The following is a 24,452-nucleotide window of genomic DNA, read 5'->3' on the forward strand; positions in this document are numbered from 1 at the left end:
GCGGGGCTGCAGGCGGCAAAGTAGAGGATCATGGCAAAAGAAGAAAACAAGTCGGGAGGGTTGCTGTCCAAGGTGGTGCGTTTTGTGCGCCACCCGACGGTGAATTGGTCCGATTTGGAGAATCTCAACCAGGAAAGCGAAGAAAGCCAGTACAGCAAGCAGGCGCTCAAGGACATGCTGGAGCGCAAGCGCCAGAACGACTTTGTGCGAAAGCGCGAGTTTGACCAGTTGCGCAAGCTGCGTCAGGCTCAGTTTTCCAAGACCGCGGTGACTGCCAGGGCTCCACTCGAGACTCCGACCCCACTAGCGCCTTCCTCTTTTTTGCACACTGCCCAAAGCTCCGTGCCGGGCGAGCGCGCAGAAACCATCAAGAAGATCGACGAGATCGAAGCGCAGATGGCCCAGCAATGGTGGCGCGGCAAGCAGGCCGCCGATGCCGCCACCATGCCGCTGCCGCTGCCCGAGGGCGGTGGCAGCATGCCTTCGGGTTTTAAAAACCAGCCACTTTCGATCAGCACGCTGCCTTTGCTTCAGGATGTGTTGCCAAGCGATCTGGAGCTGCCGCAATCGGGTCGGCAGGGCAATCCTGTTGCTTTGCCGGGCCTGCGTGGCGAGACAGACTTTTCGCCGGCGTTTGCCACAACCGAGGTCTCTGCTCCCACCGATATCAACATGGTTCCGCCGTCCTTTGCGCGCTTCGAGCATGATGCCGCGCTGGAGGATGCAGCGATTGTCTTTGCCAGCGGTGACAGCGTCGCCGCCGAGAGCAGTCTCAAGGCCTTGATTGCCGAGCGTGCTCAGGATACGCCGGCACAGCTGCAGGTCTGGCTGGCACTGCTGGACATGTACCGCGCAGCAGGCATGCAGGCTCAGTTTGAAGACGCTGCCATGGACTTTGTGGCGCGCTTCGGTCGTTCGGCCCCGCAATGGTTTGTGATGCCGCAGCAGGCGGGCAGGCTCAGCGAAACCGCACCGGATGCCGCAGCAGTGCAGACCGGCTTTCGCTGGCAGGCTCCTGTGCATTTGGATGAGGCTGGTTTCAAGGCCCTGCTGGCCAGCAAGGCGCGCAGCGCCGGCAGCTCGGTCATGGACTGGAGTGCTCTGGAAAGCCTCGACCCCGGCGTGAAGAAGCCGCTGCTGGATGCGGCACAGCGATGGGCCGACGAAAAGGGATCACTGGTTTTTGCCGGTCATGAAAGATTGCAGGCCGTGCTCAGCAAGCACACCCCTTCCGGTGATCGCGCCGTCGATCAGGACTGGTGGTACTTGCGTCTGGCCATACAGCGCCTGATGCGTATGCAGGACGAATTTGAGTTGACGGCGCTGGACTATTGCGTGACCTACGAGCTGTCGCCACCCTCGTGGGATGATCCGGTCTGTGCGTATTCGAATGAAGGGCAGGCACAGAACCTGCGTGCCCAAGATAGCCGGCTGCTGGGGCCGGATACGATTCAGCCCGGCATGCTCTGGAAGGAGCATCAGCCGCGCTTTGCGCTGCAAGGCGTGATCGACGGCGATGCATTGCCCTGGCTTTCCGAGGTTCAGGAAAAGGCCAAGCTTGGCGAAGCCATTGCCATTGACTGCTCGCGCCTGGCGCGCATGGACTTTGCTGCCGCAGGCTCGGTGCTGAACTGGGCTGCGCAGATGCAGGAGCGGGGTCACGTGTTGCAGTTCAGTCAGTTGCACCAGTTGCTGGCGGTGTTCTTCAATGTTGTGGGCATTCAGGAACATGCCCAGGTGATTCCAAGGCGGGACTAGCTCCCAGAGTGGCCATGTCGCCTCCGCTAAGGGGCTGTGTCGCTGATGGGCGTCGGGCCGCTTGAGGCCTTATCCACAGCAAGCGCTGCAAATTTAATTTTTCAGGGCCCCTTGAGGTCGATGTTGCCTGCCCCCATCTGCTCCGGATGGAACAGTTTCACGGCACCACCATTTTGAGCGTGCGCCGCCAGACTCCCGAGGGCGTACAAGTCGCCATCGGCGGTGATGGTCAGGTCACATTGGGCAATATCGTCATCAAGGGCACGGCGCGCAAGGTGCGCAAGATCTATCACGGCAAGGTGCTGGCGGGCTTTGCGGGGGCAACAGCAGATGCCTTCACGCTGTTCGAGCGCTTCGAGGCCAAGCTGGAAAAACACCAGGGCAACCTGACCCGCGCCGCGATCGAGCTGACCAAGGAGTGGCGTACCGACCGTGTGCTGCGCAAGCTCGAAGCCATGCTGGCCGTGGCCGATGCGACGACCTCGCTCATCATCACCGGCAATGGCGACGTTCTGGAGCCCGAGCAGGGCATCGTGGCCATCGGCTCCGGCGGCGCCTATGCGCATTCCGCAGCCAAGGCCTTGCTCAACCATACCGAGCTGTCGGCCGAGGATGTGGTGCGCAAGTCTCTGGCGATTGCCGGCGAGCTGTGCATCTACACCAATATGAATCACACGATCGAGACGCTGTAAGCACCTCGTCTATCCGAATTGATAGCTGCTGGCGCTTTATGGATGGGCGCTAGAGGCATATTTGACTGAGAATTCACATGTCTTCTGCCATGACTCCCCAGGAGATCGTCTCCGAGCTGGACAAGCACATCGTCGGCCAGCATGGTGCCAAGCGCGCGGTGTCGATTGCCTTGCGCAATCGCTGGCGCCGCCAGCAGGTGCCCGATGGCCTGCGCCAGGAAATCACACCGAAGAACATTCTGATGATCGGCCCCACGGGTGTGGGCAAGACGGAGATCGCCCGCCGCCTGGCCAAACTTGCCGATGCTCCCTTCATCAAGGTCGAGGCGACCAAGTTCACCGAAGTGGGCTATGTGGGCAAGGATGTGGACGCCATCATCCGCGATCTGGCCGAAGTTGCCGTCAAGCAGACGCGCGAGTCGGACATGAAGAAGATGCGCGCCCGCGCCGAAGATGCTGCCGAGGAGCGCATTCTCGATGTGCTGATCCCGCAGGCCCGCACCGGCGAAGTACCGGCGGACAACACGGCGCGTCAGGTTTTCCGCAAGAAGTTGCGCGAAGGTCAGCTTGACGACAAGGAGATCGAGATCGATATCGCCGAGCAGATGCCTCAGGTGCAGATCATGGGCCCCCAGGGCATGGAAGAGATGGCCGAGCAGCTGCGCGGCATGTTCAGCCATATGGGCCAGGAAAAGCGCAAGACGCGCAAGCTCAAGATCGCCGAGGCCCTGAAGCTGCTGACCGATGAGGAAGCGGCAAAGATGGTCAATGAGGAGGACGTCAAGACACGCGCCATTGCCAATGCCGAGCAAAACGGCATTGTCTTCATCGACGAAATCGACAAGGTGGCGACGCGCCAGGAAACCAGTGGCTCCGATGTATCGCGTCAGGGTGTGCAGCGCGACCTGCTGCCCTTGGTCGAAGGCACCAGCGTCTCGACCAAGTACGGTGTGGTCAAGACAGACCACATTCTGTTCATCGCTTCGGGTGCTTTCCATCTGTCCAAGCCAAGCGATCTGATTCCCGAGCTGCAGGGGCGCTTTCCCATTCGCGTGGAACTGGAATCGCTGTCGGTACAGGACTTCGAGGCGATTCTGATGCAGACTCACGCCTCCCTGGTCAAGCAATATCAGGCGCTGCTGGCGACCGAAGGCGTGACTCTGGAGTTCAAGTCAGAGGGCATCACGCGTCTGGCTACGATTGCCTTTGATGTCAACGAGAGTACCGAAAACATCGGTGCACGGCGTCTGTCCACAGTGATGGAGCGTCTGCTTGATGAGGTCAGCTTCGATGCGGCCAAGCTTTCGGGTCAGACCGTGGTGATCGATGCAGCCTATGTGGATCAGCGCCTGCAGGTGCTGAGCAAGGATGAGGATCTGTCGCGCTTCATTCTTTGAAGAACCGAGCGCTTGAAGCGAGCTGCCCGCCTGTGCGGGCAGTTTGCATTTGTAGGAGAAGGTCGAGACTTCAATCAGTTCTTTCCATTGAATTGAATGGTTGCAATTGACGCCTACTAATGAGAGTCCACTTGCATTGACTTTGCTAAGTGCTTGTAAAGGAAAGATATTTTCAAAATAGGGCTTTTCTTTTTCTCTCTAAGTGCTTGATTTCATTGCAAATAATTGTCCCGTCGGGTTTGGATTCACCTTAAATTGCTGATACAGTGCAAAAAAGTGCAATTAAGTGGTGAAAGCTGCCCTCGCGCCCATTTTTGGGGAACGAGCGGCTCCAGATGACCGGAGTAACTTGCCGTGTTTCAAGGGGCGTCTTCGCTGAATCTCGATGGAAAGGGGCGGCTCTCAGTGCCGACCCGGCATCGTGACGCCCTTTTGTCCTTGGCGGAGGGGCAGGTCACTTTCACCAAGCATCCCGATGGCTGTCTGTTGCTGTTTCCGCGCCCCGAGTGGCTGCAGTTTCGCGAACGTGTCGCGCAACTGCCGATCACGGCTCAGTGGTGGAAGCGGATTTTTCTGGGCAACGCCATGGATGCGGAGATGGATGCAACCGGTCGGCTGCTGATTTCGCCCGAGTTGCGTGAGGCTACAGGTCTGACCAAAGAGGTCTTGATGCTGGGCATGGGGGCGCATTTCGAGGTCTGGGACAAGGCCACTTATGAAATGCGCGAAGCGGAAGCGCGCCAGCAACCGATGCCGGCGGCTTTCCAGGATTTTGTTTTGTAGGAAGTGCTTGTGAATCAGCCGTTGCAACATATCACCGTCTTGCTGGACGAGGCCGTGGATGCCTTGCTGGGTGGTACCGCCGAGCCGCCAGCCGGCCAGTGGGTCGATGCGACGTTCGGTCGAGGCGGTCATTCCCGGCTCATTTTGCAAAGGCTGGGGCCGGACGGGCGCTTGATCGCGTTCGACAAAGACCCGGACGCAATTGCTGAGGCGGCGCGCATCACCGATGCGCGTTTTTCGATTCGGCATGAAGGATTTCGCCATCTGGGCGAACTGCCCGAAGGCAGTGTGCAGGGAGTGTTGATGGACCTGGGGGTGAGCTCGCCCCAGATCGACAACCCGGACCGGGGCTTCAGTTTTCGCTTTGACGGCCCCCTCGACATGCGCATGGACACCACGCGTGGCCAGAGCGTGGCCGAGTGGCTCGAAGATGCGGAAGTGCAGCAGATTGCGGAGGTGATACGTGACTACGGCGAAGAACGGTTTGCTGGCCCCATTGCAAAGGCGATTGTTGCTCGGCGCGAAAGCCAGGGCCCATTACGCACCACTGCCGAGCTGGCCCAACTCGTGGCTGGCGCGGTCAAGACCCGCGAGGCTGGGCAGAACCCGGCAACACGGACCTTCCAGGCTCTTCGGATTTTCATCAATGCCGAACTTCAGGAGCTTGAGCAAGCGCTAGAAGCCAGTCTGCGCGTGCTGGCCCCCGGCGGCCGTCTGGCCGTGATCAGCTTCCACTCGCTGGAAGATCGCATCGTCAAGCAGTTCATTGCCAAGCATTCCAAGGAGGTTTACGACCGCCGTGCACCGTTTGCGCCTCCCACGCCCATGCGTCTGAAGGCGCTAGAGCGCATCAAGCCCAGTGCTGCCGAGGTGGGTGCCAATCCCCGCTCGCGCTCCGCCGTGATGCGCGTCGCCGAGCGCACCGAGGTGCCTGCATGAGGCATCGCCATGCCGCTCCGAGCATGGTTGCGGGAGGGCTGCCATGCTGCGCATAAACCTGCTGCTGTTGCTGGCGGTCATGACCAGCGCCATTTTTCTGGTGCATACCCAGTATGAGTCGCGCCGCCTGTTCACCGAGCTGGACCGCGCCGAGGCAGAGGCGCGTCGGCTGGCGACGGATCAGCTGCGCCTGCAGGTGGAAAAACGCGCCCAGGCCACGCCTCAGCGCATCGAGACAGTGGCGCGAGAAAAGCTGCAGATGAAGCAGGCTTCTCAGGCGATTACGCAGTACGTGCATGAAACGGCTGCAGGAACTGCGCAATGACACGCAGTGTGCTCTATACCACCAGCCCTTTGCTGGCTTCGAAAACACCGCTGTGGCGCAGCAAGTTCATCGTGGCTGCGCTGGCCCTGGGCTTTGTGGGCCTGGGCGCGCGTGCAGCCTATGTGCAGGTCTTCGGCAACGACTTCTTCAAGCGCCAGGGTCTGGTGCGCTTTGCGCGTACCCTGGAGCTGCCGGCCAATCGTGGCCGTTTGCTGGATCGCAATGGACTGATTCTTGCGTCCAGCGTGCCGGCGGCCAGTATCTGGGCCATTCCCGAGGACGTGGATCTGAAGGATCCTGAAGTCCAGCAAAAGCTCAAGGAGGTGGCGCGCCTCATGGACATGCCGCTGCGCTCCCTGATGGAGAAGCTGGATGTCGAGGACAAGACCTTTGTCTGGGTCAAGCGTCAGCTGGACTGGGATGTGGGCCAGAAGATCGTGGCGCTCAACATCAAGGGCATCTACAACCGCAAGGAATACAAGCGCCAGTATCCCGAAGGGGAGTCTGCGGCGCACATCGTGGGTTTCACCAATGTGGAAGACCATGGTCAGGAAGGCATGGAGTTGGCGTTCGACAAGGAACTGGCCGGCAAGGCTGGCTCGCGCCGTGTGATCAAGGATCGTCTGGGCCGCGTGGTGGAGGGCGTGGGCGATGAAGTGCCGCCTCAGGACGGTCAGGACATTCAGCTGTCCATTGACAGCAAGGTCCAGTACTACGCCTACCAGAAACTCAAGCAGCAGGTCGAGACCTTCAAGGCCAAGGCAGGCAGCGTGGTGGTCATGGATGCGCACACCGGCGAGTTGCTGGCCCTGGCGAACTATCCCAGCTATGACCCCGGCCACCGCAAGAACCTGACGGGCGAGCAGCTGCGCAATCGCGCGCTGACCGACACCTTCGAGCCGGGTTCGACCATGAAGCCCATCACGGTGGCCGCCGCCCTGGAGCTCAAGCGTGTCAAGCCGAGCACCATCATTGATACCGCACCCGGCCGCTACACGGTGACGGGCTCCACCATCACCGACACGCACAACTACGGCGCGCTGACGGTGGAGGGCGTGATCCAGAAGTCCAGCAACGTGGGCGCGACCAAGGTGGCGCAAAGGCTGTCGCCCCAAGAGATGTGGGAGTACTTCAGTGCGCTGGGCTTCGGCCAGAAGCCGCAGATCCAGTTCCCGGGTGCGGTCTCGGGTCGTCTGCGTGCCTGGAAGACCTGGAAGCCTATCGAGCAGGCCACCATGTCCTATGGCTATGGCCTGTCGGCCTCGCTGTTCCAGATGGCACGTTCCTACACCGTGTTCTCCAACGACGGCAACGTCATTCCCTCGACGATTCTGAAAACAAGCGAGCCTCCCGTGGGCGTGCGTGTGATCTCCAAGGAAAACGCCGAGGCGGTGCTGCACATGCTGCGTCTTGCTGCCGGCCCGGGCGGTACCGGCCAGAAGGCCCAGGCCGAGGGCTACACCATTGGCGGCAAGTCGGGCACTGCCCGCAAGCAGGTGGGCAAGAGCTATGCCGCGGGCAAGTACCGAGCCTGGTTCACGGGCATTGCTCCCATCGACAAGCCGCGCATTATCGTGGCCGTGATGGTGGACGAGCCTACGACAGGTTCCTACTACGGCGGCACGGTGGCCGGCCCGGTGTTTGCGGACGTGGTCCAGCAGACATTGCGTTTCATGGGCGTTCAGCCCGACAAGGAAGTCAAGCCTCAGATCGTGGCTGCACCCGCTGAGGAGCCTGTGCTATGAGCACCCCCATTCAAATCCTGAACAATGCAGCCGAGGCCGTTGCCTGGCTGCGCAGCCGCGTGCAGGGTGATCTGCACACCGATAGTCGCAAGGTCAAGGCAGGCGATGCCTTTGTCGCCTGGCCCGGAGCTGCCACTGACGGCCGGGCCTATGTGGGCAAGGCACTGGAGCAGGGCGCCGCTGCCGTGCTGGTGGAGGCCGAAGGCCTGCAGGCCTTCGATCTGAGCGGCGGCCGTATTGCTGCTCTCAAGGGTCTGAAGGCCGCGACGGGGCTGATTGCCGATCAATGGTTTGCACATCCCAGTGGCGAGCTCGACGTGCTGGCCGTGACCGGCACCAACGGCAAGACCACCACCGCCTGGTGGCTGGCCCATGCGCTCTCTAAAGTGACGCTGAGCGCGCGCACCGGCTGTGCGCTGGTGGGCACCCTGGGCGTGGGCGTGCCGCCTGCGCTGGAGTCGACGGGCATGACCACCCCGGACCCGGTGCTGCTGCAGCGCGTGTTCCGCAGCTACGCCGACCAGGGCCTCGCGGCCTGCGCCATCGAGGCTTCGTCCATCGGCATCGTCGAGCACCGTCTGGACGGCAGCAAGATTCGCGTGGCCCTGTTCACCAATTTCACGCAGGACCATCTGGACTACCACGGCAGCATGGATGCCTACTGGCAGGCCAAGGCCCAGTTGTTCGACTGGCCCGGCCTGCCGGCGGCTGTGGTCAATATCGATGACGCACACGGCGCCAGGCTCTGGGCCAGGCTGCAGGGCCGTGCGATGGATGTCTGGAGTGTTTCCATTCAAGGACCGGCGCGCCTGCAGGCCAAGGACATCGGACTGGGCGACGAAGGCCTGAGCTTTACCGTGCTCGAAGCCGGTCACAGCCTGCGCATGAACACGCGTCTGGTCGGCCAGTACAACGTCTCCAATCTGCTGGGGGTGCTGGCCACGCTGCGCTGCCTGGGACTGACGCTGGAGCAGGCCGTGCAGGCCTGTGCCGATCTGGAGCCCGTGCCCGGTCGCATGCAGCAGATCGTCAAGCCCGGCTTGCCTCTGGTGGCCGTGGACTATGCCCATACCCCCGATGCGCTGGAAAAAGCCCTGCGCGCCTTGCAGCCTGCAGCGCGCCAGCGCCAGGGCAAGCTGTGGTGCGTGTTTGGCTGCGGCGGTGACAGGGACAACAGCAAGCGCCCGTTGATGGGACAGGCCGCACAGGCGAATGCCGACGGCGTTTTCGTCACCAGCGACAACCCGCGCAGTGAGGTGCCCGAAAGCATCATCGACCAGATTCTGGCCGGCATGCAGGCGGGCGAGACATTGCATGTTCAGGCCGACCGCGCGGCGGCCATTGCCCAAGCCATTGCCCGTGCCGATGCGCGCGACGTGGTGCTGATTGCCGGCAAGGGACATGAGGACTATCAGGAGACGAAGGGCGTGCGCCATCCGTTCTCCGACATGGCTGAGGCGCACAAGGCGCTCGCAGCCCGCGAAGGAAAGATTCGGTCATGATGACCCTGGCAAAAGCGCTGGAGCTGATCCAGACGCATATCCCCCAAGCCCGCCTGGTCGGCAACGGCCAGCTGGAGCTGGCACGCGTGCACACCGATACGCGCACGCTGCAGAACGGGGACTTGTTCGTGGCCCTGAAGGGCGAGCGTTTTGACGCCCATGAGTTTCTGCCTCAGGCGCAGGCCGCCGGTGCCGTAGCGGCCATTGCCAGCCACGGGCTGGAAGCGGCAGGCATGGCCGGCATCGAAGTGCCGGATACGCTGCTGGCGCTGGGTGCGCTGGCGCGGGCCTGGCGTGCGCAGTTCGATCTGCCCTTGATTGCCGTAACCGGCAGCAATGGCAAGACCACGGTCACGCAGATGGTTGCGTCCATCCTGCGCGCGCACGTGGGCGGGCAGGGCGAGGCAGCACTGGCCACGCGCGGCAATTTCAACAACTCCATCGGCATGCCGCTGAACCTGCTGCGCATGACGGGCTCGCATCGTATTGCGGTGCTGGAGATGGGCATGAACCACCCCGGCGAGATTGCCGAGCTGGCCGCCATCGGCCAGCCCACGGTGGCGCTGGTCAACAACGCCCAGCGCGAACACCAGGAGTTCATGGGCACGGTGGAAGCCGTGGCGCGTGAAAACGGCTCGGTGCTGGACTTTCTGCCCAAGGACGGCGTGGCCATCTTCCCCGCAGGAGATGAATACACGCCGCTGTGGACGGAGCTGAGCGCCGGTCGCTCAAATCTGATGTTTGGCGAGGCCGCTGATGGGGCCCAGGTTTTTGCCGGCGATGTGGTCTGGGCCAATGGAGCCTGGAGCTTTGCACTGAACACGCCGCAAGGCGTGGCTGCCGTGCAGCTGCATATTGCGGGCCGCCACAATGTGCGCAACGCACTGGCCTCGGCTGCCTGTGCCCATGCCGCCGGTGTGTCTCTGGCGGCCATTGCGAAGGGGCTGTCCGGCTTCGAGCCCGTGACCGGCCGCTCGCGCGCGCTGGCCGTGCAGATCAAGGGTCAAGGCGTGACGGTGGTCGATGACACCTATAACGCCAATCCCGATTCCGTGGCTGCTGCCATTGCCGTGCTGGCCGAGCTGCCCGCACCGCAGTTGCTGGTGCTGGGCGACATGGGGGAGGTGGGCGATAACGGCCCGCAGTTCCATGCCGAGGCCGGCGTGCTGGCACAGCAGGCAGGTATTGCCCATTTCTTTGCTCTGGGTGACCAGAGCGCGTTTGCTGCCTCTGCCTTCGGCAGTGGTGCTCAGTATTTTGATAGCATGGCCGCCCTTCAGCAGGCGGTGTGCGCAGTTTTACCCAAAGTAGGTAGTGTTTTGGTCAAGGGTTCGCGGTTCATGAAGATGGAGCAAGTGGTGCAGAGCATTGAGGCCTGCGCAGACAAGAAGCAGGGCAACTGCGAGGAGGCCGCATGCTGCTGATGCTGGCTCAATGGCTGCAGGGTATCTCGCCGGAGTTCGGCTTCCTGCGCGTCTTCCAGTACCTGACGCTGCGCGCCGTGCTGGCCGCCGTCACCGCCTTGCTGATCGGTCTGTGGATCGGCCCCAAGGCCATCCGCATGCTGACCGCGCTCAAGATCGGCCAGCCCGTGCGTGGCTATGCCATGGAAACCCATCTGGTCAAGAGCGGCACGCCGACCATGGGTGGGGTGCTGATTCTGTTCTCGATTGCCGTGTCCACCTTGCTGTGGTTTGACCTGTCCAACCGCTTTGTCTGGATCGTGCTGCTGGTCACGCTGGGCTTCGGTGCGATTGGCTGGGTGGACGACTGGCGCAAGGTCGTCAACAAGGACCCCGAGGGCATGCGCTCGGGCGAGAAGTATTTCTGGCAGTCCGTCATCGGTCTGCTGGCCGCCCTGTATCTGGTGTTCTGCATCTCCGAGAACAGTAATGCCGAGGTCTTCGGGCTGTTCGTCTCCTGGGTGCAGTCGGGCTTTTCCATGGATCTGCCGCCCAAGGCCGGCCTGATGGTGCCCTTCTTCAAGGAAGTCAGCTACCCGCTGGGCGTGCTGGGCTTCATCGTCATGACCTATCTGGTCATCGTGGGTGCCAGCAATGCCGTGAACCTGACCGACGGTCTCGACGGCCTGGCCATCATGCCCGTCATCATGGTGGGCACGGCGCTGGGCATCTTCGCCTATGTGACCGGCAACGCCACCTATGCGCGCTATCTGCTGTTTCCCAGCATCCCCGGCACGGGCGAGCTGATGGTGTTCTGCGGCGCCATGGCAGGCGCAGGTCTGGCCTTTCTCTGGTTCAACGCGCACCCCGCCCAGGTCTTCATGGGCGATGTGGGCGCGCTGGCGCTGGGCGCCGCTCTGGGCACGATTGCCGTGATCGTGCGCCAGGAAATCGTGCTGGCCGTGATGGGCGGCATCTTTGTGGCGGAAGCCATCTCGGTGATGCTGCAGGTGACTTACTTCAAGTACACCAAGAAGCGCTATGGAGAGGGCCGCCGCCTGCTGAAGATGGCGCCGCTGCACCACCACTTTGAGAAGAGCGGCTGGAAGGAGACCCAGGTCGTGATCCGCTTCTGGATCATCACCATGCTGCTGTGCCTGCTGGGCCTGTCCACCCTGAAGCTGAGGTAATCGCCATGCAAGACGAAGATCTCAAGCTCGACGATCAGGTTCTGCAGCCGGATGCGGAATCGGGTGCTATGCATATGCAAGCGCCTTCCGCTGATCCACAAAGCATTTCAGATGGAATTATGTCTGAAATTATTCAGGAGCAAGCGCAAGAGGCTACTGAATTTGTAGCACCTGTGATCATCGCCAAGGCGTTGGACGCCGAGCCGGTGCCCGATATCTCCACCTTGACGGCGGCCAGGGACGCAGCCGCCTTTGTGGCACAGATCTTTGCCGACCCCAGCATCTCCGATGCGGCCGATGCCGAAGTGACCGAAGTCGAGTCGCAGCCCGAAGCCGAGCCGCAGGAGGTGGTGGAGCTGCCGCCTGTCCCCGTGCATTGGCCGCAAGGCGCGGCCCAGCACCTGCAGGGTCAGCGTGTGCTGATTCTGGGTCTGGGCATCTCGGGCATTGCAATGGCCCGCTGGTGCGTGCGTGCCGGTGCCGAGGTTACGGTGGCCGACACCCGTGAAGCCCCTCCCTATCTGTCCGCGCTGCAGACCGAGCTGCCCGGCGTGCGCTTTGTCGCAGGCGAGTTCACGGCGGCTCTGGTCGACGGCCAGAGCCTGAGCTCTGTCTATCGCTCGCCGGGCCTGAGCCCGGCCAGCGTGGCACCGGTCTTCAATGCCGCGCGCAGCATCGGCCTGCCCACGGGGGGCGAGCTGGACCTGTTTGCCTTTGCGCTCAAGGGCCTGCGCGAAGCCCATGGCTATGCGCCCAAGGTGCTGGGCATCACCGGCACCAATGGCAAGACCACGGTCACCTCGCTGACCGGTCAGCTGCTGGAGCATGGCGGACTGAGCGTGGGCGTGGCCGGCAATATCGGTCCCACGCTGCTCGACACCCTGTCCGGGCGCATCGATGCCGAGACCCTGCCCCAGGCCTGGGTGCTGGAGCTGTCCAGCTTTCAGCTCGACGACTGCCACGGCTTCGAGCCCACGGCAGCCACGGTGCTCAATATCACCCAGGACCATCTGGACTGGCATGGCGGCATGCAGGCCTATGCCGATGCCAAGGCCCATGTCTTTGGCGAGCAGGCTCTGATGGTGCTCAACCGCGAAGACCCCGTCGTCATGGCCATGCTGCCCGCGCCCGTGGCGGTGCCCGGCAAGCGTGGCAAGACTTTCCAGCGGGCCCATGTCACCTTTGGCGGTGACATGCCGCGCCGCCCCGGAGACTTTGGTCTGGAGGTGGTCAACGGCATGACCTGGCTGGTGCGCGCCCATGAGGCTGACGAAACCAGCAAGGGCAAGAACGTCGACGATCTGCACATCGTGCGCCTGATGCCCGCCGATGCGCTGCGCATCCGCGGCCGCCACAACGCCATCAATGCGCTGTCGGCCCTGGCGCTGGCGACCGGTGCGGGATGCACGCTGGCACCGCTTCTATACGGCCTGCGCGAATACCGGGGCGAGCCGCACCGCGTGCAGCCCGTGGGCCGGGTGGGCGATGTCGAATACTTTGACGACAGCAAGGGCACGAATGTGGGCGCCACCGTGGCCGCCCTCATGGGCCTGGGGCAGGACCACCGCATCGTGGTGATCCTGGGCGGACTGGGCAAGGGCCAGGACTTCACGCCGCTGGCCGCACCCGTCTCGCGTTATGCGCGCGCGGCCGTGCTGATCGGCCAGGATGCGCCGCAGATCCGCGAGGCACTGGGCGACACCGGCGTGAGCCTGGTCGATGCCGCCACCATGCAGGACGCCGTGCAGCAGGCCGCGCGCCTGGCCCATGCCAATGATGCGGTGCTGCTCTCGCCCGCTTGCGCGAGCATGGACATGTTCAAGGACTATGCGGACCGCGCCCACCAGTTTGTGGAAGCGGTGCGCGAGCTGGCGCTTGACGCCGGCCAGCAACTGGAGGACGGCGCATGACAGCCGCCTTCCTGACCAGCCTCTCCGGCCGCATGCGCTCGTGGTTCCGCAGCGCAGAGGAAAGGCCCATCGATGTGCTGCCTGTGCGCGTAGGCGGGCCGCTGTACGACCGTCCCACCCGTACTCCGGCGAGCGTGCTGGGGCTGGATCAGGCATTGATCTGGGTCGTCATCGCCTTGCTGTCCTGGAGTCTGGTCATGGTGTATTCGGCATCGATTGCGATGCCCGACAACCCGCGCTTCGGCAAGATCGAGCCCTATCACTTTTTGCTGCGCCACACCATGTCGATAGGCATGGCCTTTGTGGCCGCGCTGCTGGCCTTCCAGGTGCCCATGAATGTCTGGGAGAAGGTGGCGCGCAAGCTGTTTCTGATCTCCATCGTGTTGCTGATGGCGGTGCTGATCCCGCATGTGGGCACGGTGGTCAACGGCGCGCGTCGCTGGCTGTCGCTGGGCATCATGAACTTCCAGCCTTCCGAGCTGGCCAAGTTCTCCATCCTGATCTACGCGGCCGACTACATGGTGCGCAAGATGGAGGTCAAGGAGCGCTTCTTCCGCGCCGTGCTGCCCATGGGCCTGGCCGTGGTCGTGGTGGGCGTGCTGCTGCTGGCCGAGCCCGACATGGGGGCCTTCATGGTGATCGTCGTGATCTCCATGGGCATTTTGTTCCTGGGCGGCGTGAACGCGCGCATGTTCTTCATCATCGCACTGCTGGTGGTGGCGGCCTTCGGCATGATCATCGCCACCTCGGAGTGGCGCCGCGAACGTATTTTTGCCTACCTCGATCCCTGGGATGAGAAGCATGCGCTGGGCAAGGGCTACCAGCTCTCGCATGCGCTGATTGCCATCGGGCGGGGCGAGATCTTTGGCGTGGGTCTGGGCCGCAGCGTGGAAAAGCTGCACTGGCTGCCTGAGGCGCATACCGACTTTCTGCTGGCTGTGATCGGCGAAGAATTTGGTCTGGTCGGCCTGCTGCTGATTGCTGCCGTCTTCTTCTGGTTGACCCGCCGCATCATGCTGATCGGCCGTCAGGCCATCGCGCTGGATCGTGTCTTTGCCGGACTGGTGGCCGAGGGCGTGGCGATCTGGATGGGCTTCCAGGCCTTTATCAACATGGGTGTGAATCTGGGCGCCTTGCCAACCAAAGGCCTGACTCTGCCGTTAATGAGCTTTGGCGGTTCGGCCATTTTGATGAATTTGATTGCGATAGCTGTGGTGCTCAGAGTCGATTACGAAAACAAGCTGCTGATGAAGGGGGGCCACGCATGAGCCGTCTCATCAAGCCAAACAAGCCACGCACGGCACTGGTCATGGCCGGTGGTACCGGCGGTCATATCTTCCCCGGTCTGGCCGTGGCACAGGAGCTGCGCTCGCGCGGCTGGAATGTGCACTGGCTGGGCGCGCCCGGCTCCATGGAGTCGCGCATCGTGCCGCCCCAGGGCTTTGCACTGGAGCTGATCGAGTTTGGCGGCGTGCGCGGCAAGGGGCTCAAGACCCTGGTGCAACTGCCGTTCAGGCTGGCGAAGGCCTTCTCGCAGGCGCGTGCCGTGATCAAGCGCGTGCAGCCCGATGTGGTCATCGGCCTGGGCGGTTACCTCACCGTGCCAGGTGGCCTGATGGCTGCGGCTTCGGGCGTTCCCGTGGTGCTGCACGAGCAGAACTCCGTGGCCGGCATGGCCAACAAGGTCGTGGCCAAGGTGGCCAAGCGCGTGTTCACGGCTTTCCCCAAGGTGTTTTCCCAGGGTGAATGGGTGGGCAATCCGCTGCGTCAGGCGTTTCTGGAGCAGGCCGAGCCCGCCCAGCGCTTTGCCGGGCGCAGCGGCCCGCTCAGGCTGCTGGTGGTGGGCGGTAGCCTGGGAGCCAGGGCGCTCAATGAGATCGTGCCCAGGGCTCTGGCCCTGATACCCGTCGATCAGCGCCCCTTGGTGCTGCACCAAAGCGGCACGGCCCAGATCGATGCGCTGCGTGCCAACTATCAGGCCGCTGGCGTGCAGGCCGAGCTGACCCCCTTCATCGACGACACGGCCAAGGCCTTTGCCGATGCCGACCTCATCGTCTGCCGTGCCGGTGCCAGCACCGTGACCGAGATTGCCGCCGTTGGGGCGGCAGCGGTCTATGTGCCCTTCCCGGCGGCGGTGGACGACCACCAGAGCAGCAATGCCCGATTCCTGGTGGACGCCGGTGGCGGCTGGTTACAGCCTCAAAGTACTTTGAGCGCCCAAGGGTTGGCGGAAATGCTACAAAATATGCAGCGTGCGACGCTGTTGGAGCGCGCTGAACTCGCGAAGAAAATGCAAAAGACTGATGCCACCGCGAAGGTGGTCGCCGCTTGTGAGGAGTTGGCAGCATGAAACACGCCATTCATCACATTCACTTTGTCGGTATTGGCGGCGCCGGCATGAGCGGTATTGCAGAGGTTCTGCATAACCTGGGTTACGCCATTTCAGGCTCCGACCTGGCTGACAGCGCCACGCTGCGCCGCCTGGCGGGCCTGGGCATCAAGACCTTTGTCGGTCACGCGGCCGAGAACGTTGTTGGCAGCGATGCCGTGGTGACATCCACGGCTGTGCAGGGCGACAACCCCGAGGTCCTGGCTGCGCGCGAGAAAAAGATTCCTGTGGTTCCTCGTGCACTGATGCTGGCCGAGCTGATGCGTTTCAAGCAGGGCATCGCCATTGCCGGCGCGCATGGCAAGACCACCACCACCAGCCTGGTGACCAGTGTGCTGGCCGAGGCCGGTCTGGATCCCACCTTCGTGATCGGCGGCAAGCTCAACAGCGCCGGCGCGAATGCCAAGCTGGGTCAGGGCGACTACATCGTGGTCGAGGCTGACGAGTCCGATGCCTCCTTCCTGAACCTGCTGCCTGTGATGGCAGTCGTCACCAATATCGACGCCGATCACATGGAAACCTACGGCCATGACTTCGGCCGTCTCAAGCAGGCCTTTGTCGACTTCCTGCATCGCATGCCGTTTTACGGTCGTGCCATTCTCTGCGTCGACAGCCCTGCCGTGCGCGAGATCCTGCCCAAGCTGGCGCGTCCGGTCACGACCTACGGCTTTGCCGAAGATGCCCAGGTGCGCGCCGTGAACGTGCGTGCCGAAGCCGGTCGCATGCGCTTTACCGTGCGCCGCCAGAACGGCCAGAGCTACCCCGATCTGGAAGTCGTGCTGAGCCTGCCCGGCGAGCACAACGTGCTCAACGCCCTGTCTGCCGTGGCGGTGGCCATGGAACTCGAGATTTCTGACGAGGCGCTGCTGCGCGCATTGGAAGGCTTCAAGGGTGTAGGACGGCGCTTCCAGCGCTATGGCGAGCTGCCGGCTGCCAATGGCGGCACTTTCACCGTCATCGACGACTACGGACATCACCCCGTGGAAATGGCAGCCACGCTGGCTGCGGCGCGCGGTGCCTTTCCGGGGCAGCGCCTGGTGCTGGCCTTCCAGCCACACCGCTACAGCCGCACGCGCGACTGTTTCGAGGACTTTGTGAAGGTCATCGGCAGCGCCGACTCGGTACTGCTGGCCGAGGTCTATGCCGCAGGCGAGGCCCCCATCGTGGCCGCCGACGGTCGATCCCTGGCTCGCGCCTTGCGTGTGGCCGGCAAGGTCGAGCCTGTATTTGTGGAAAACATTGCCGATATGCCGGCAGCCATCGCTGCCAATGCGCAAGCGGGCGATGTATTGCTGTGCATGGGTGCCGGGTCAATTGGCGCCGTGCCTGGGAAATTGGTTGAAATGCTTCAGAAACAAGAGCTGGCTGCGCCCGCAGGGAGCGCGCAATGAGCATGTTTGGTACAAATATCGACGTGAAGGCACTGGGCAAGGTCGCCGTGCTCATGGGGGGGCGCTCGTCCGAGCGCGAGGTCTCTCTGATGTCCGGCGCTGGCGTGCTGGCCGCATTGCTGTCCAAGGGTGTTGACGCCCACAAGTTCGACCCTGCCGAACAGGGGCTGGACCAGCTCAAGGTACAAGGCTTTGACCGCTGCTTCATAGCGCTGCATGGCCGCTACGGCGAGGACGGCACGGTGCAGGGCGCGCTGGAGTTGCTGGACATCCCCTATACGGGTTCGGGCGTGATGGCTTCCAGCATCGCCATGGACAAGATCATGACCAAGCGCATCTGGCGCTTTGAGGGCCTGCCCACACCGGACTGGCGCATGGTCGATTCGGCCGAAGCCACCCGTGATGCATTGCAGGCCCTGGGCGCTCCCATGATCGTCAAGCCCGCACGCGACGGCTCCAGCATTGGCCTGACCAAGGTGATGAATGCCGACGAATGCGCCAAGGCCTACGAGCTGGCGGCCCAGTACGACGCAGAAGTGCTGTGCGAGCAGTTCATTGCCGGTGACGAGACCACCTGCCCCGTGCTGGGCACGGGAGCCAAGGCCGCTGCGCTGCCGGTGATCCGAATCGTTGCGCCTGAAGGCAACTACGACTACCAGAACAAGTACTTCACAGATACCACGCAGTATCACTGCCCTAGCGGCCTGCCGGCTGCCGAGGAAGCCGAGATCCAGCGCATTGTGGAGAAAGCCTTCCGCACCCTGGGCTGCCGTGGCTGGGCGCGTGCCGACATCATGATTCGCGCCAGCGACCGCAAGCCTTTCTTGCTGGAGATCAACACCTCTCCTGGCATGACGGGGCATTCTCTCGTCCCCATGGCTGCGCGCGCCTCCGGCGTGAGCTACGAAAACCTGTGCCTTGGCATTCTGGCCATGAGCACGCTGGATGGAGAAGCGGAGCAGCCATGAACCGCAACCAGCCCACAGCCGCCGTCCCGTTCGACGTCAAGCTCATGAACATCACTGCCACGGTGATGTTCATGGGTTGCTTGACGGCGTGCGTGATGGCCGTGGGTTGGTGGTTGATGCGAACTCCGGCCTTCAATATTGGCCGTATCGTGGTGGAAGGCGAGTTGGTGCATAACAACGCTGTGACGCTGCGTGCCAATGTGGCGCCAGTGCTCAAAGGCAACTTCTTCACGGTGGACCTGAAGGCGGCTCAGCACGCATTCGAGCAAGTGCCCTGGGTGCAGGAGGCGCGGGTGCGCCGCGAATATCCGAACGGCTTGCGCGTTGCGCTCAAGGAGCATGTGGCCGAGGCCTTCTGGGGGGCTGAGACCGGTGCCGGTCTGGTCAACAAGGCCGGCGAAGTGTTTGAAGCCAATCTGGGCGAACTGGACCGCGAAGGTCTGCCGCGTCTGCAAGGCCCCGAGGGCTCGGCCCCGCGTGTTCTGCAGATGTATCGAGCGCTGGAGCCGGCCTTGAAGCCGCTTGATGTGGCGCTGGACAGCCTGACTCTGGATGCGCGTGGCAGTTGGACTCTGGTGCTGGACAACGATGCGCTGCTGGAGCTGGGCGGCGGCACGACTGAAGACATATTGCGGCGCGTGCAGCGCTTTGTACGCACGCTGCCTCAGGTCACCTCTCAATACAAGCGCTCGGCTGCGGCACTGGAGTCTGCAGACCTGCGTTACGAAGACGGCTATGCCTTGCGACTCAAGGGCGTGACCACTGGAACCTCCGCGCCGGCAACTGCTGCCAGGGCCAGACGATAAGCGGGAGCAGGGGAGCAGACATGCAAGGCGCACACAAAGACAAGACAGAACCTACCGGGGGCGGAAGCTGATATGGCAAGAGAATACAAGGATGTGATTGTTGGGCTGGATATCGGCACGGCCAAGGTCATGGCGGTGGTGGCCGAGGTCATGTCCAATGGCGAGCTCAAGCTGGCAGGTCTGGGCGTAGCCCCCAGCAATGGCTTGAAGCGCGGCGTGGTCGTGAACATCGATGCGACCGTGCAAAGCATCCAGCAGGCGCTCAAAGAGGCCGAGCTGATGGCGGATTGCAAGATTCAGCGAGTGTGCACCGGCATTACGGGCAGTCATATCCGCGGCCTCAATTCCAGCGGCATGGTGGCCATCAAGGACAAGGAAGTCTCGTCCACCGATATGGCCCGCGTGATGGAAACCGCCAAGGCCATCAATATCTCGTCCGACCAGCGTCTGCTGCTGGTCGAGGCGCAGGAGTTCGTCATCGACGGCCACGAGGTGCGCGAGCCCATCGGCATGAGTGGTATTCGTCTTGAAGCCAAGATCCATATCGTGACCGGCGCCCAGAGCGCGGCCGAGAACATCATCAAATGCGTGCGCCGCTGCGGCCTGGAAGTCGAGCAGCTGCTGCTCAACCCGCTGGCATCGGCCCAGGCCGTGCTGACCGACGACGAGCGCGAGCTGGGCGTGGCCGTGGTGGATATCGGCGCGGGTGCGACCGATGTGGCCATCTTCACCGGTGGTGCGATTCGCCATACGGCCGTGATCCCGATTGCCGGTGACCTGATCACCAGCGACATCGCCATGGCCCTGCGCACTCCCACCAAGGATGCCGAGGACATCAAGGTCGAGAGCGGCTACGCCAAGCAGTTGCTGGCCGACCCCGATGCCCAGGTCGAAGTGCCTGGTCTGGGTGACCGCAGCCCGCGCATGATCAGCAAGCAGGCCCTGGCCGGCGTGATCGAGCCCCGTGTGGAGGAGATCTTCTCGCTGGTGCAGCAGGTCATCCGCGAGTCGGGCTACGAAGAAGTACTGTCCTCGGGCATCGTGCTCACGGGCGGCAGCGCCGTCATGCCCGGGATGATCGAGTTGGGCGAAGACATCTTCCTCAAGCCCGTGCGTCGCGGGCTTCCCAAATATTCCGGTGCGCTGGCCGACATGGTCGCCCAGCCCCGTGCCGCCACGGTGATGGGCCTGCTCGATGAAGCACGCCTGGCACGTTTGCGTGGCTACAAGGTGGCCCAGAAGAGCGGTTCCATGAAGACCGCTTTTGGCCGGTTCAAAGACTTCATCGTGGGGAACTTCTGATATGAGCACTTATCGCATGTTCATCACCGGACCACCACAGATGGATTTTTCGCGGTATCGACGACGAAGACCGCGAAGACTTCAAGAGTTCGAAATTTCTTTTCCACAGCAGCGACAAACCACCACTAGAGAACAGGAGCACCACCATGCCTATCGACATGATTGAAACCGAAGAATTCAACCAAGGCACGCAGATCAAGGTGATCGGCGTCGGCGGCGGCGGCGGCAACGCCGTCGACCACATGATTGAACGCAGCGTTCAGGGCGTCGAATTCATTACGGCCAATACCGATGCTCAAGCTCTTTTGCGCAGCCGCGCTCACCGCACCATCCATCTGGGTGGCAGCGGCCTGGGTGCCGGCAGCAAGCCCGACAAGGGCCGCGATGCTGCGGAAGCTGCTGTGGAAGATATTCGCGCTGCCATCGAAGGCGCGCACATGCTCTTCATTACGGCAGGCATGGGTGGTGGTACGGGTACCGGTGCATCGCCTGTGATTGCACGAGTGGCCAAGGAAATGGGCATTCTGACGGTGGGTGTGGTGACCAAGCCTTTCGAGTGGGAAGGTGGTCGCCGCATGCAGAACGCTGACGCCGGCCTGGCCGAGTTGGAAGCGAATGTGGACTCGCTGATCGTTGTGCTCAACGAAAAGCTGCTCGATGTGCTGGGTGACGATATCTCCCAGGACGAGGCTTTTGCCCATGCCAACGATGTTCTGAAGAACGCCGTGGGCGGCATTGCCGAAATCATCAACGAGTACGGCCATGTGAACGTCGACTTCGAAGACGTGCGCACCGTGATGGGCGAGCCCGGCAAGGCCATGATGGGTACGGCCAAGGCCGCCGGTCCCGATCGTGCCCGTATCGCCGCCGAGCAGGCCGTGGCCTGCCCGCTGCTGGAAGGCATCGATCTGTCCGGCGCCAAGGGCGTGCTGGTGCTGGTGACGGCCGCCAAGGGCAGCCTGAAGCTGTCCGAGTCGCGTCTGGCCATGTCCACCATCAACGCCTATGCGTCTCCCGATGCGCATGTGATCTATGGCGCCGCCTACGATGACTCGCTGGGCGACGAGATCCGCGTGACCGTGGTGGCCACCGGCCTGTCGCGTCCCAATGTGCGTCGCCAGAACATCCAGGTGGTGCAGGGCGGTCTGCGTACCGGTACCGACAACGTGGCTGTGGGCCTGCCTCCCCTGGGCGGCATGGAATACGGCACGGCCAACACCAATGTGCCCAGCGTCTGGCGCACCAACCGCACCCAGGCTTCGGAGCGCGTGAGCGCTCTGGCCTCTGGCGGCATGGACGATGTGGAGATCCCGGCCTTCCTGCGCAAGCAGGCGGACTGACAGCCCGACACCCCCTGAGCGGCTGCGCCGCTTCCCCCTCTCTCGCTTCGCAGGAGGGGGACGACGCCATCGCTGCGGGGGCGGCCCTTGCTCGGCATCTCTGAGTTGGTGCTCGCCAGTATTTGAGAGGTCAGCCGCAAAGGCCTTTGGTTCGTTAAGGACTGAAGACCCATCAGTTCGCTGTATCGCAGCGATTAAGACAACCCTGGGTCGGCGTAAGCCGGCTCGGGGTTGTCCCATTTAAAATACCAGCATGCTTCAGCAACGTACCATCAAGACCATTTCCCGTGCCGTAGGCGTGGGCCTGCACAGCGGCCAGCGTGTCGAGTTGACGCTGCGCCCTGCCCAGCCTGATACCGGCATCGTGTTTCGTCGCGTGGACTTGCCCGAGCCTGTGGATATCCCCATTTCCGCCGAGGCAGTGACCGATACGCGCATGGCCTCGACCATCGGCAGCGGCGGTGCCAAGGTGCATACGGTAGAGCACCTGATGTCGGCCATCGCAGGTCTGGGAATCGACAACCTCTATGTGGACATCACTGCCGAAGAAGTGCCGATTCTCGATGGTTCCTCGTCCTCATTCGTGTTTCTGCTGCAAAGCGCCGGAATCGAGCTGCAGAAGGCGCCCAAGCGTTTCATCCGCATCAAGAGCCCGATCGAAGTGCGTGAAGGTGAAGGCCAGAACCTCAAGTGGGCGCGCTTCGATCCCTACCATGGCTTCAAGCTGCGCTTCGAGATCGACTTCGCTCACCCCGCAGTGGACTCCACGGGGCAGTGCGTGGAGTTCGACATGGGTCTGGACAACTACACCCGCGATATCGCCCGCGCGCGCACCTTCGGCTTCACCAAGGATGTGGAAATGCTGCGCAACAACGGCTTGGCACTGGGCGGCGGGCTGGACAACACCATCGTCATGGACGACTACAAGGTCCTGAACAGCGACGGCCTGCGCTATGACGACGAGTTTGCCAAGCACAAGATCCTTGATGCGATTGGTGACCTGTATCTGATCGGCAAGCCCATTCTCGGTGCCTACAGCGCCTTTCGCTCGGGTCACGGCCTCAACAACAAGCTGCTGCGCGCCATGATCGCTCAGCCGGAGACCTGGGAGATGGCGACCTTTGAGAGCGAGCGGCAGGCTCCCCAGGGCTTTGCCATGCCCGCCCAGGCCTGGTGAGCGAGACCTCCATGCTGATCTTTCGCTGGCTGGCCACCTTGCTGATTCTGGCTTCGGCACTGAGCTTTGCCTTCTACATGGGAACCGGCAAGGTGCACTACAAGCGCCTGGGCTTCTTGCTGTTCAAGTGGACGGTGATCGCCGGTCTGGCCTTTTTTGCCGTGATGTTTGTCGGGCGCATCATCTGAGAGCTGATGAATATTGATAGCGGCTTGCCAAATCCGGCTCGGCGCTTCATGGGTTTCTGTTCTGTAAACGGCGCGCAAAAAGTGGTAAATCGGCAGTTGCTCATTTCTTGCGGTGCCGAAATTAGGTAAAGATGGATCTGCTGCGGCCGCCATGACTGGCCGCACACCTTGTTGACCGAAACGACTCGACAAAGGAGTACCCATGTCCCGTTTGACTACCCGCATTCTTTCTGTCTCCATTGCCGCCTGCCTGGGGCTGGGCAGTCTGGCCGCCCAGGCGCAGCCCGGCCCGCCGCCCGGTCGCGGCAATGGACATGGTGCGCACGACATGCGCCATGACGGTCGCCATGATGATCGTGGCCGGCATGAGCAGCGCTATGACAGGCGCGACGACCGACGTGCCGATCGTCACGACAATGGTCGCCGTGGCGGTGGTCCCGACCATAACTGGTACAAGGGCAGTCGCGTGCCGCCGCAATACCGCAGCCATCACTATGTGGTGAATGACTGGCGCGGCCATCATCTGTCGGCACCGCCACGCGGCTATCACTGGATTCAGAACGGCGGCGACTATCTGCTGGTTGCCATTGCCACAGGCGTGATCGCCTCCATGGTGCTGGGCAATTACTAAACCGTGACACCTCTCGAAAAGCCGTGGCATGCCGCGGCTTTTTTGCATTAGGGGATGCGTGTAAGCAAGTTCGGTTCAGTTTTTGGGCGCCAGACAGGAATCCGTGCGGGCCTGGCACACCTTGGCGATGATATGAGTCCGCAACAGGCGCTGCCAGCTTGCATTTCAATAGGGAGTAAGACTTGGCAGCAACCATATGGCGTAAGTGTTGGCGAGTCCTGGTGCATTTGTTTTATTGGCGTCGGGCACTTGCAGCAGGCGTTTAGCCATCCTGGACTTTGCAGGACAGTAGGTGCGGCTCGACATAGGAAGTTGGACAACTGCAGACACGATATCGCTTTGGCCCTACCAACGTGGAAATGCCGCGTAGTCACCATTTGCCACGTGGCGGCGGGCTGCATCTGGCTTCGGCGCTGAGCTTCACTAGGTAGTCAGCAAGGCGATCAGTAGGTGCATTTGGTTTCTTGCAGTTTAGGCGACCAGATATCGCCAGCCTGGTCTGATGTCTGCCAACAATGTCGGTGGTAGTCCTGAGCACTTTCTCAGTTGAGCTACTCGACATATTTTTTAACCTGCATGCAAGCCATAGTGTTTGAAGGGGTCGGTGAAGTGGAGG

The 24,452-nt window shown here is 62.3% G+C and carries 21 protein-coding genes; all 21 read left to right on the forward strand.

Going from position 1 to position 24,452, the window contains the following annotated elements; genetic code table 11:
• The first annotated feature begins 30 nt into the window (after positions 1-30).
• Positions 31-1,758, forward strand: a complete 1,728-nt coding sequence (locus tag QYQ99_RS15925) for an STAS domain-containing protein (protein ID WP_302089068.1) — start codon at positions 31-33, stop codon at positions 1,756-1,758.
• 146 nt (positions 1,759-1,904) lie between these two features.
• On the forward strand, positions 1,905-2,450 hold the full coding sequence (hslV, locus tag QYQ99_RS15930; RefSeq protein ID WP_302089069.1) for an ATP-dependent protease subunit HslV: 546 nt from the start codon (positions 1,905-1,907) through the stop codon (positions 2,448-2,450).
• A 77-nt stretch (positions 2,451-2,527) separates the two neighbouring features.
• Complete coding sequence (hslU, locus tag QYQ99_RS15935) at positions 2,528-3,847, forward strand: ATP-dependent protease ATPase subunit HslU (RefSeq protein WP_302089070.1); 1,320 nt, start codon at positions 2,528-2,530, stop codon at positions 3,845-3,847.
• Positions 3,848-4,201: 354 nt separating this feature from the next.
• Positions 4,202-4,630, forward strand: a complete 429-nt coding sequence (mraZ, locus tag QYQ99_RS15940) for a division/cell wall cluster transcriptional repressor MraZ (protein WP_003051254.1) — start codon at positions 4,202-4,204, stop codon at positions 4,628-4,630.
• 9 nt (positions 4,631-4,639) lie between these two features.
• Complete coding sequence (gene rsmH / locus QYQ99_RS15945) at positions 4,640-5,569, forward strand: 16S rRNA (cytosine(1402)-N(4))-methyltransferase RsmH (RefSeq protein WP_302089071.1); 930 nt, start codon at positions 4,640-4,642, stop codon at positions 5,567-5,569.
• A 43-nt stretch (positions 5,570-5,612) separates the two neighbouring features.
• Positions 5,613-5,894: a cell division protein FtsL gene (gene ftsL, locus QYQ99_RS15950; RefSeq protein ID WP_003081142.1), complete on the forward strand. Its 282-nt coding sequence runs from the start codon at positions 5,613-5,615 to the stop codon at positions 5,892-5,894.
• Positions 5,891-7,639: a peptidoglycan D,D-transpeptidase FtsI family protein gene (locus QYQ99_RS15955; RefSeq protein WP_302089072.1), complete on the forward strand. Its 1,749-nt coding sequence runs from the start codon at positions 5,891-5,893 to the stop codon at positions 7,637-7,639. Before ftsL ends, QYQ99_RS15955 begins: the two co-directional genes overlap by 4 nt.
• Positions 7,636-9,141 (forward strand): UDP-N-acetylmuramoyl-L-alanyl-D-glutamate--2,6-diaminopimelate ligase, encoded by a 1,506-nt coding sequence (locus tag QYQ99_RS15960; RefSeq protein WP_302089073.1) that lies wholly within the window; start codon positions 7,636-7,638, stop codon positions 9,139-9,141. Before QYQ99_RS15955 ends, QYQ99_RS15960 begins: the two co-directional genes overlap by 4 nt.
• On the forward strand, positions 9,138-10,565 hold the full coding sequence (locus QYQ99_RS15965; protein ID WP_302089074.1) for a UDP-N-acetylmuramoyl-tripeptide--D-alanyl-D-alanine ligase: 1,428 nt from the start codon (positions 9,138-9,140) through the stop codon (positions 10,563-10,565). Before QYQ99_RS15960 ends, QYQ99_RS15965 begins: the two co-directional genes overlap by 4 nt.
• On the forward strand, positions 10,556-11,734 hold the full coding sequence (mraY, locus tag QYQ99_RS15970; protein WP_302089075.1) for a phospho-N-acetylmuramoyl-pentapeptide-transferase: 1,179 nt from the start codon (positions 10,556-10,558) through the stop codon (positions 11,732-11,734). The genes QYQ99_RS15965 and mraY overlap by 10 nt, the downstream gene beginning before the upstream one ends.
• 5 nt (positions 11,735-11,739) lie before the next feature.
• Complete coding sequence (murD, locus tag QYQ99_RS15975) at positions 11,740-13,644, forward strand: UDP-N-acetylmuramoyl-L-alanine--D-glutamate ligase (RefSeq protein ID WP_302089076.1); 1,905 nt, start codon at positions 11,740-11,742, stop codon at positions 13,642-13,644.
• Positions 13,641-14,912 carry a putative lipid II flippase FtsW gene (gene ftsW / locus QYQ99_RS15980; protein WP_302089077.1) on the forward strand — a complete coding sequence of 424 codons (1,272 nt, stop codon included), beginning with the start codon at positions 13,641-13,643 and terminating at the stop codon, positions 14,910-14,912. Before murD ends, ftsW begins: the two co-directional genes overlap by 4 nt.
• Positions 14,909-15,994 carry an undecaprenyldiphospho-muramoylpentapeptide beta-N-acetylglucosaminyltransferase gene (gene murG / locus QYQ99_RS15985; RefSeq protein WP_302089078.1) on the forward strand — a complete coding sequence of 362 codons (1,086 nt, stop codon included), beginning with the start codon at positions 14,909-14,911 and terminating at the stop codon, positions 15,992-15,994. Before ftsW ends, murG begins: the two co-directional genes overlap by 4 nt.
• Positions 15,991-17,424 carry a UDP-N-acetylmuramate--L-alanine ligase gene (gene murC / locus QYQ99_RS15990; RefSeq protein ID WP_003081129.1) on the forward strand — a complete coding sequence of 478 codons (1,434 nt, stop codon included), beginning with the start codon at positions 15,991-15,993 and terminating at the stop codon, positions 17,422-17,424. Before murG ends, murC begins: the two co-directional genes overlap by 4 nt.
• Positions 17,421-18,392, forward strand: a complete 972-nt coding sequence (locus tag QYQ99_RS15995; RefSeq protein WP_053283330.1) for a D-alanine--D-alanine ligase — start codon at positions 17,421-17,423, stop codon at positions 18,390-18,392. Before murC ends, QYQ99_RS15995 begins: the two co-directional genes overlap by 4 nt.
• Positions 18,389-19,198, forward strand: a complete 810-nt coding sequence (locus tag QYQ99_RS16000; protein ID WP_302089079.1) for a cell division protein FtsQ/DivIB — start codon at positions 18,389-18,391, stop codon at positions 19,196-19,198. The genes QYQ99_RS15995 and QYQ99_RS16000 overlap by 4 nt, the downstream gene beginning before the upstream one ends.
• A 72-nt stretch (positions 19,199-19,270) precedes the next feature.
• Positions 19,271-20,500, forward strand: a complete 1,230-nt coding sequence (ftsA, locus tag QYQ99_RS16005) for a cell division protein FtsA (RefSeq protein ID WP_003051293.1) — start codon at positions 19,271-19,273, stop codon at positions 20,498-20,500.
• A 146-nt stretch (positions 20,501-20,646) separates the two neighbouring features.
• Positions 20,647-21,840, forward strand: a complete 1,194-nt coding sequence (ftsZ, locus tag QYQ99_RS16010) for a cell division protein FtsZ (protein WP_003051295.1) — start codon at positions 20,647-20,649, stop codon at positions 21,838-21,840.
• Between the two features lie 253 nt (positions 21,841-22,093).
• On the forward strand, positions 22,094-23,017 hold the full coding sequence (lpxC, locus tag QYQ99_RS16015) for a UDP-3-O-acyl-N-acetylglucosamine deacetylase (RefSeq protein WP_302089080.1): 924 nt from the start codon (positions 22,094-22,096) through the stop codon (positions 23,015-23,017).
• Between the two features lie 11 nt (positions 23,018-23,028).
• Positions 23,029-23,205 (forward strand): hypothetical protein, encoded by a 177-nt coding sequence (locus tag QYQ99_RS16020; RefSeq protein WP_302089081.1) that lies wholly within the window; start codon positions 23,029-23,031, stop codon positions 23,203-23,205.
• A gap of 202 nt (positions 23,206-23,407) precedes the next feature.
• Positions 23,408-23,836, forward strand: coding sequence for an RcnB family protein (locus tag QYQ99_RS16025; RefSeq protein ID WP_302089082.1), 429 nt, complete (start codon positions 23,408-23,410; stop codon positions 23,834-23,836).
• The last annotated feature ends 616 nt before the right edge of the window (positions 23,837-24,452 follow it).

Source organism: Comamonas testosteroni (assembly GCF_030505195.1).
Classification (GTDB): domain Bacteria; phylum Pseudomonadota; class Gammaproteobacteria; order Burkholderiales; family Burkholderiaceae_C; genus Comamonas; species Comamonas testosteroni_G.

Coding starts and splice junctions, on each gene's coding strand:
- ftsL (WP_003081142.1), top strand. CDS start 5,613: ATGCTGCGCATAAACCTGCTGCTGTTGCTGGCGGTCATGACCAGCGCC.
- murG (WP_302089078.1), top strand. CDS start 14,909: ATGAGCCGTCTCATCAAGCCAAACAAGCCACGCACGGCACTGGTCATG.
- QYQ99_RS15960 (WP_302089073.1), top strand. CDS start 7,636: ATGAGCACCCCCATTCAAATCCTGAACAATGCAGCCGAGGCCGTTGCC.
- QYQ99_RS16025 (WP_302089082.1), top strand. CDS start 23,408: ATGTCCCGTTTGACTACCCGCATTCTTTCTGTCTCCATTGCCGCCTGC.
- lpxC (WP_302089080.1), top strand. CDS start 22,094: ATGCTTCAGCAACGTACCATCAAGACCATTTCCCGTGCCGTAGGCGTG.
- murC (WP_003081129.1), top strand. CDS start 15,991: ATGAAACACGCCATTCATCACATTCACTTTGTCGGTATTGGCGGCGCC.
- QYQ99_RS16000 (WP_302089079.1), top strand. CDS start 18,389: ATGAACCGCAACCAGCCCACAGCCGCCGTCCCGTTCGACGTCAAGCTC.
- QYQ99_RS15925 (WP_302089068.1), top strand. CDS start 31: ATGGCAAAAGAAGAAAACAAGTCGGGAGGGTTGCTGTCCAAGGTGGTG.
- hslU (WP_302089070.1), top strand. CDS start 2,528: ATGTCTTCTGCCATGACTCCCCAGGAGATCGTCTCCGAGCTGGACAAG.
- ftsW (WP_302089077.1), top strand. CDS start 13,641: ATGACAGCCGCCTTCCTGACCAGCCTCTCCGGCCGCATGCGCTCGTGG.
- QYQ99_RS15965 (WP_302089074.1), top strand. CDS start 9,138: ATGATGACCCTGGCAAAAGCGCTGGAGCTGATCCAGACGCATATCCCC.
- murD (WP_302089076.1), top strand. CDS start 11,740: ATGCAAGACGAAGATCTCAAGCTCGACGATCAGGTTCTGCAGCCGGAT.
- QYQ99_RS16020 (WP_302089081.1), top strand. CDS start 23,029: ATGCTGATCTTTCGCTGGCTGGCCACCTTGCTGATTCTGGCTTCGGCA.
- mraY (WP_302089075.1), top strand. CDS start 10,556: ATGCTGCTGATGCTGGCTCAATGGCTGCAGGGTATCTCGCCGGAGTTC.
- hslV (WP_302089069.1), top strand. CDS start 1,905: ATGGAACAGTTTCACGGCACCACCATTTTGAGCGTGCGCCGCCAGACT.
- QYQ99_RS15955 (WP_302089072.1), top strand. CDS start 5,891: ATGACACGCAGTGTGCTCTATACCACCAGCCCTTTGCTGGCTTCGAAA.
- ftsA (WP_003051293.1), top strand. CDS start 19,271: ATGGCAAGAGAATACAAGGATGTGATTGTTGGGCTGGATATCGGCACG.
- QYQ99_RS15995 (WP_053283330.1), top strand. CDS start 17,421: ATGAGCATGTTTGGTACAAATATCGACGTGAAGGCACTGGGCAAGGTC.
- ftsZ (WP_003051295.1), top strand. CDS start 20,647: ATGCCTATCGACATGATTGAAACCGAAGAATTCAACCAAGGCACGCAG.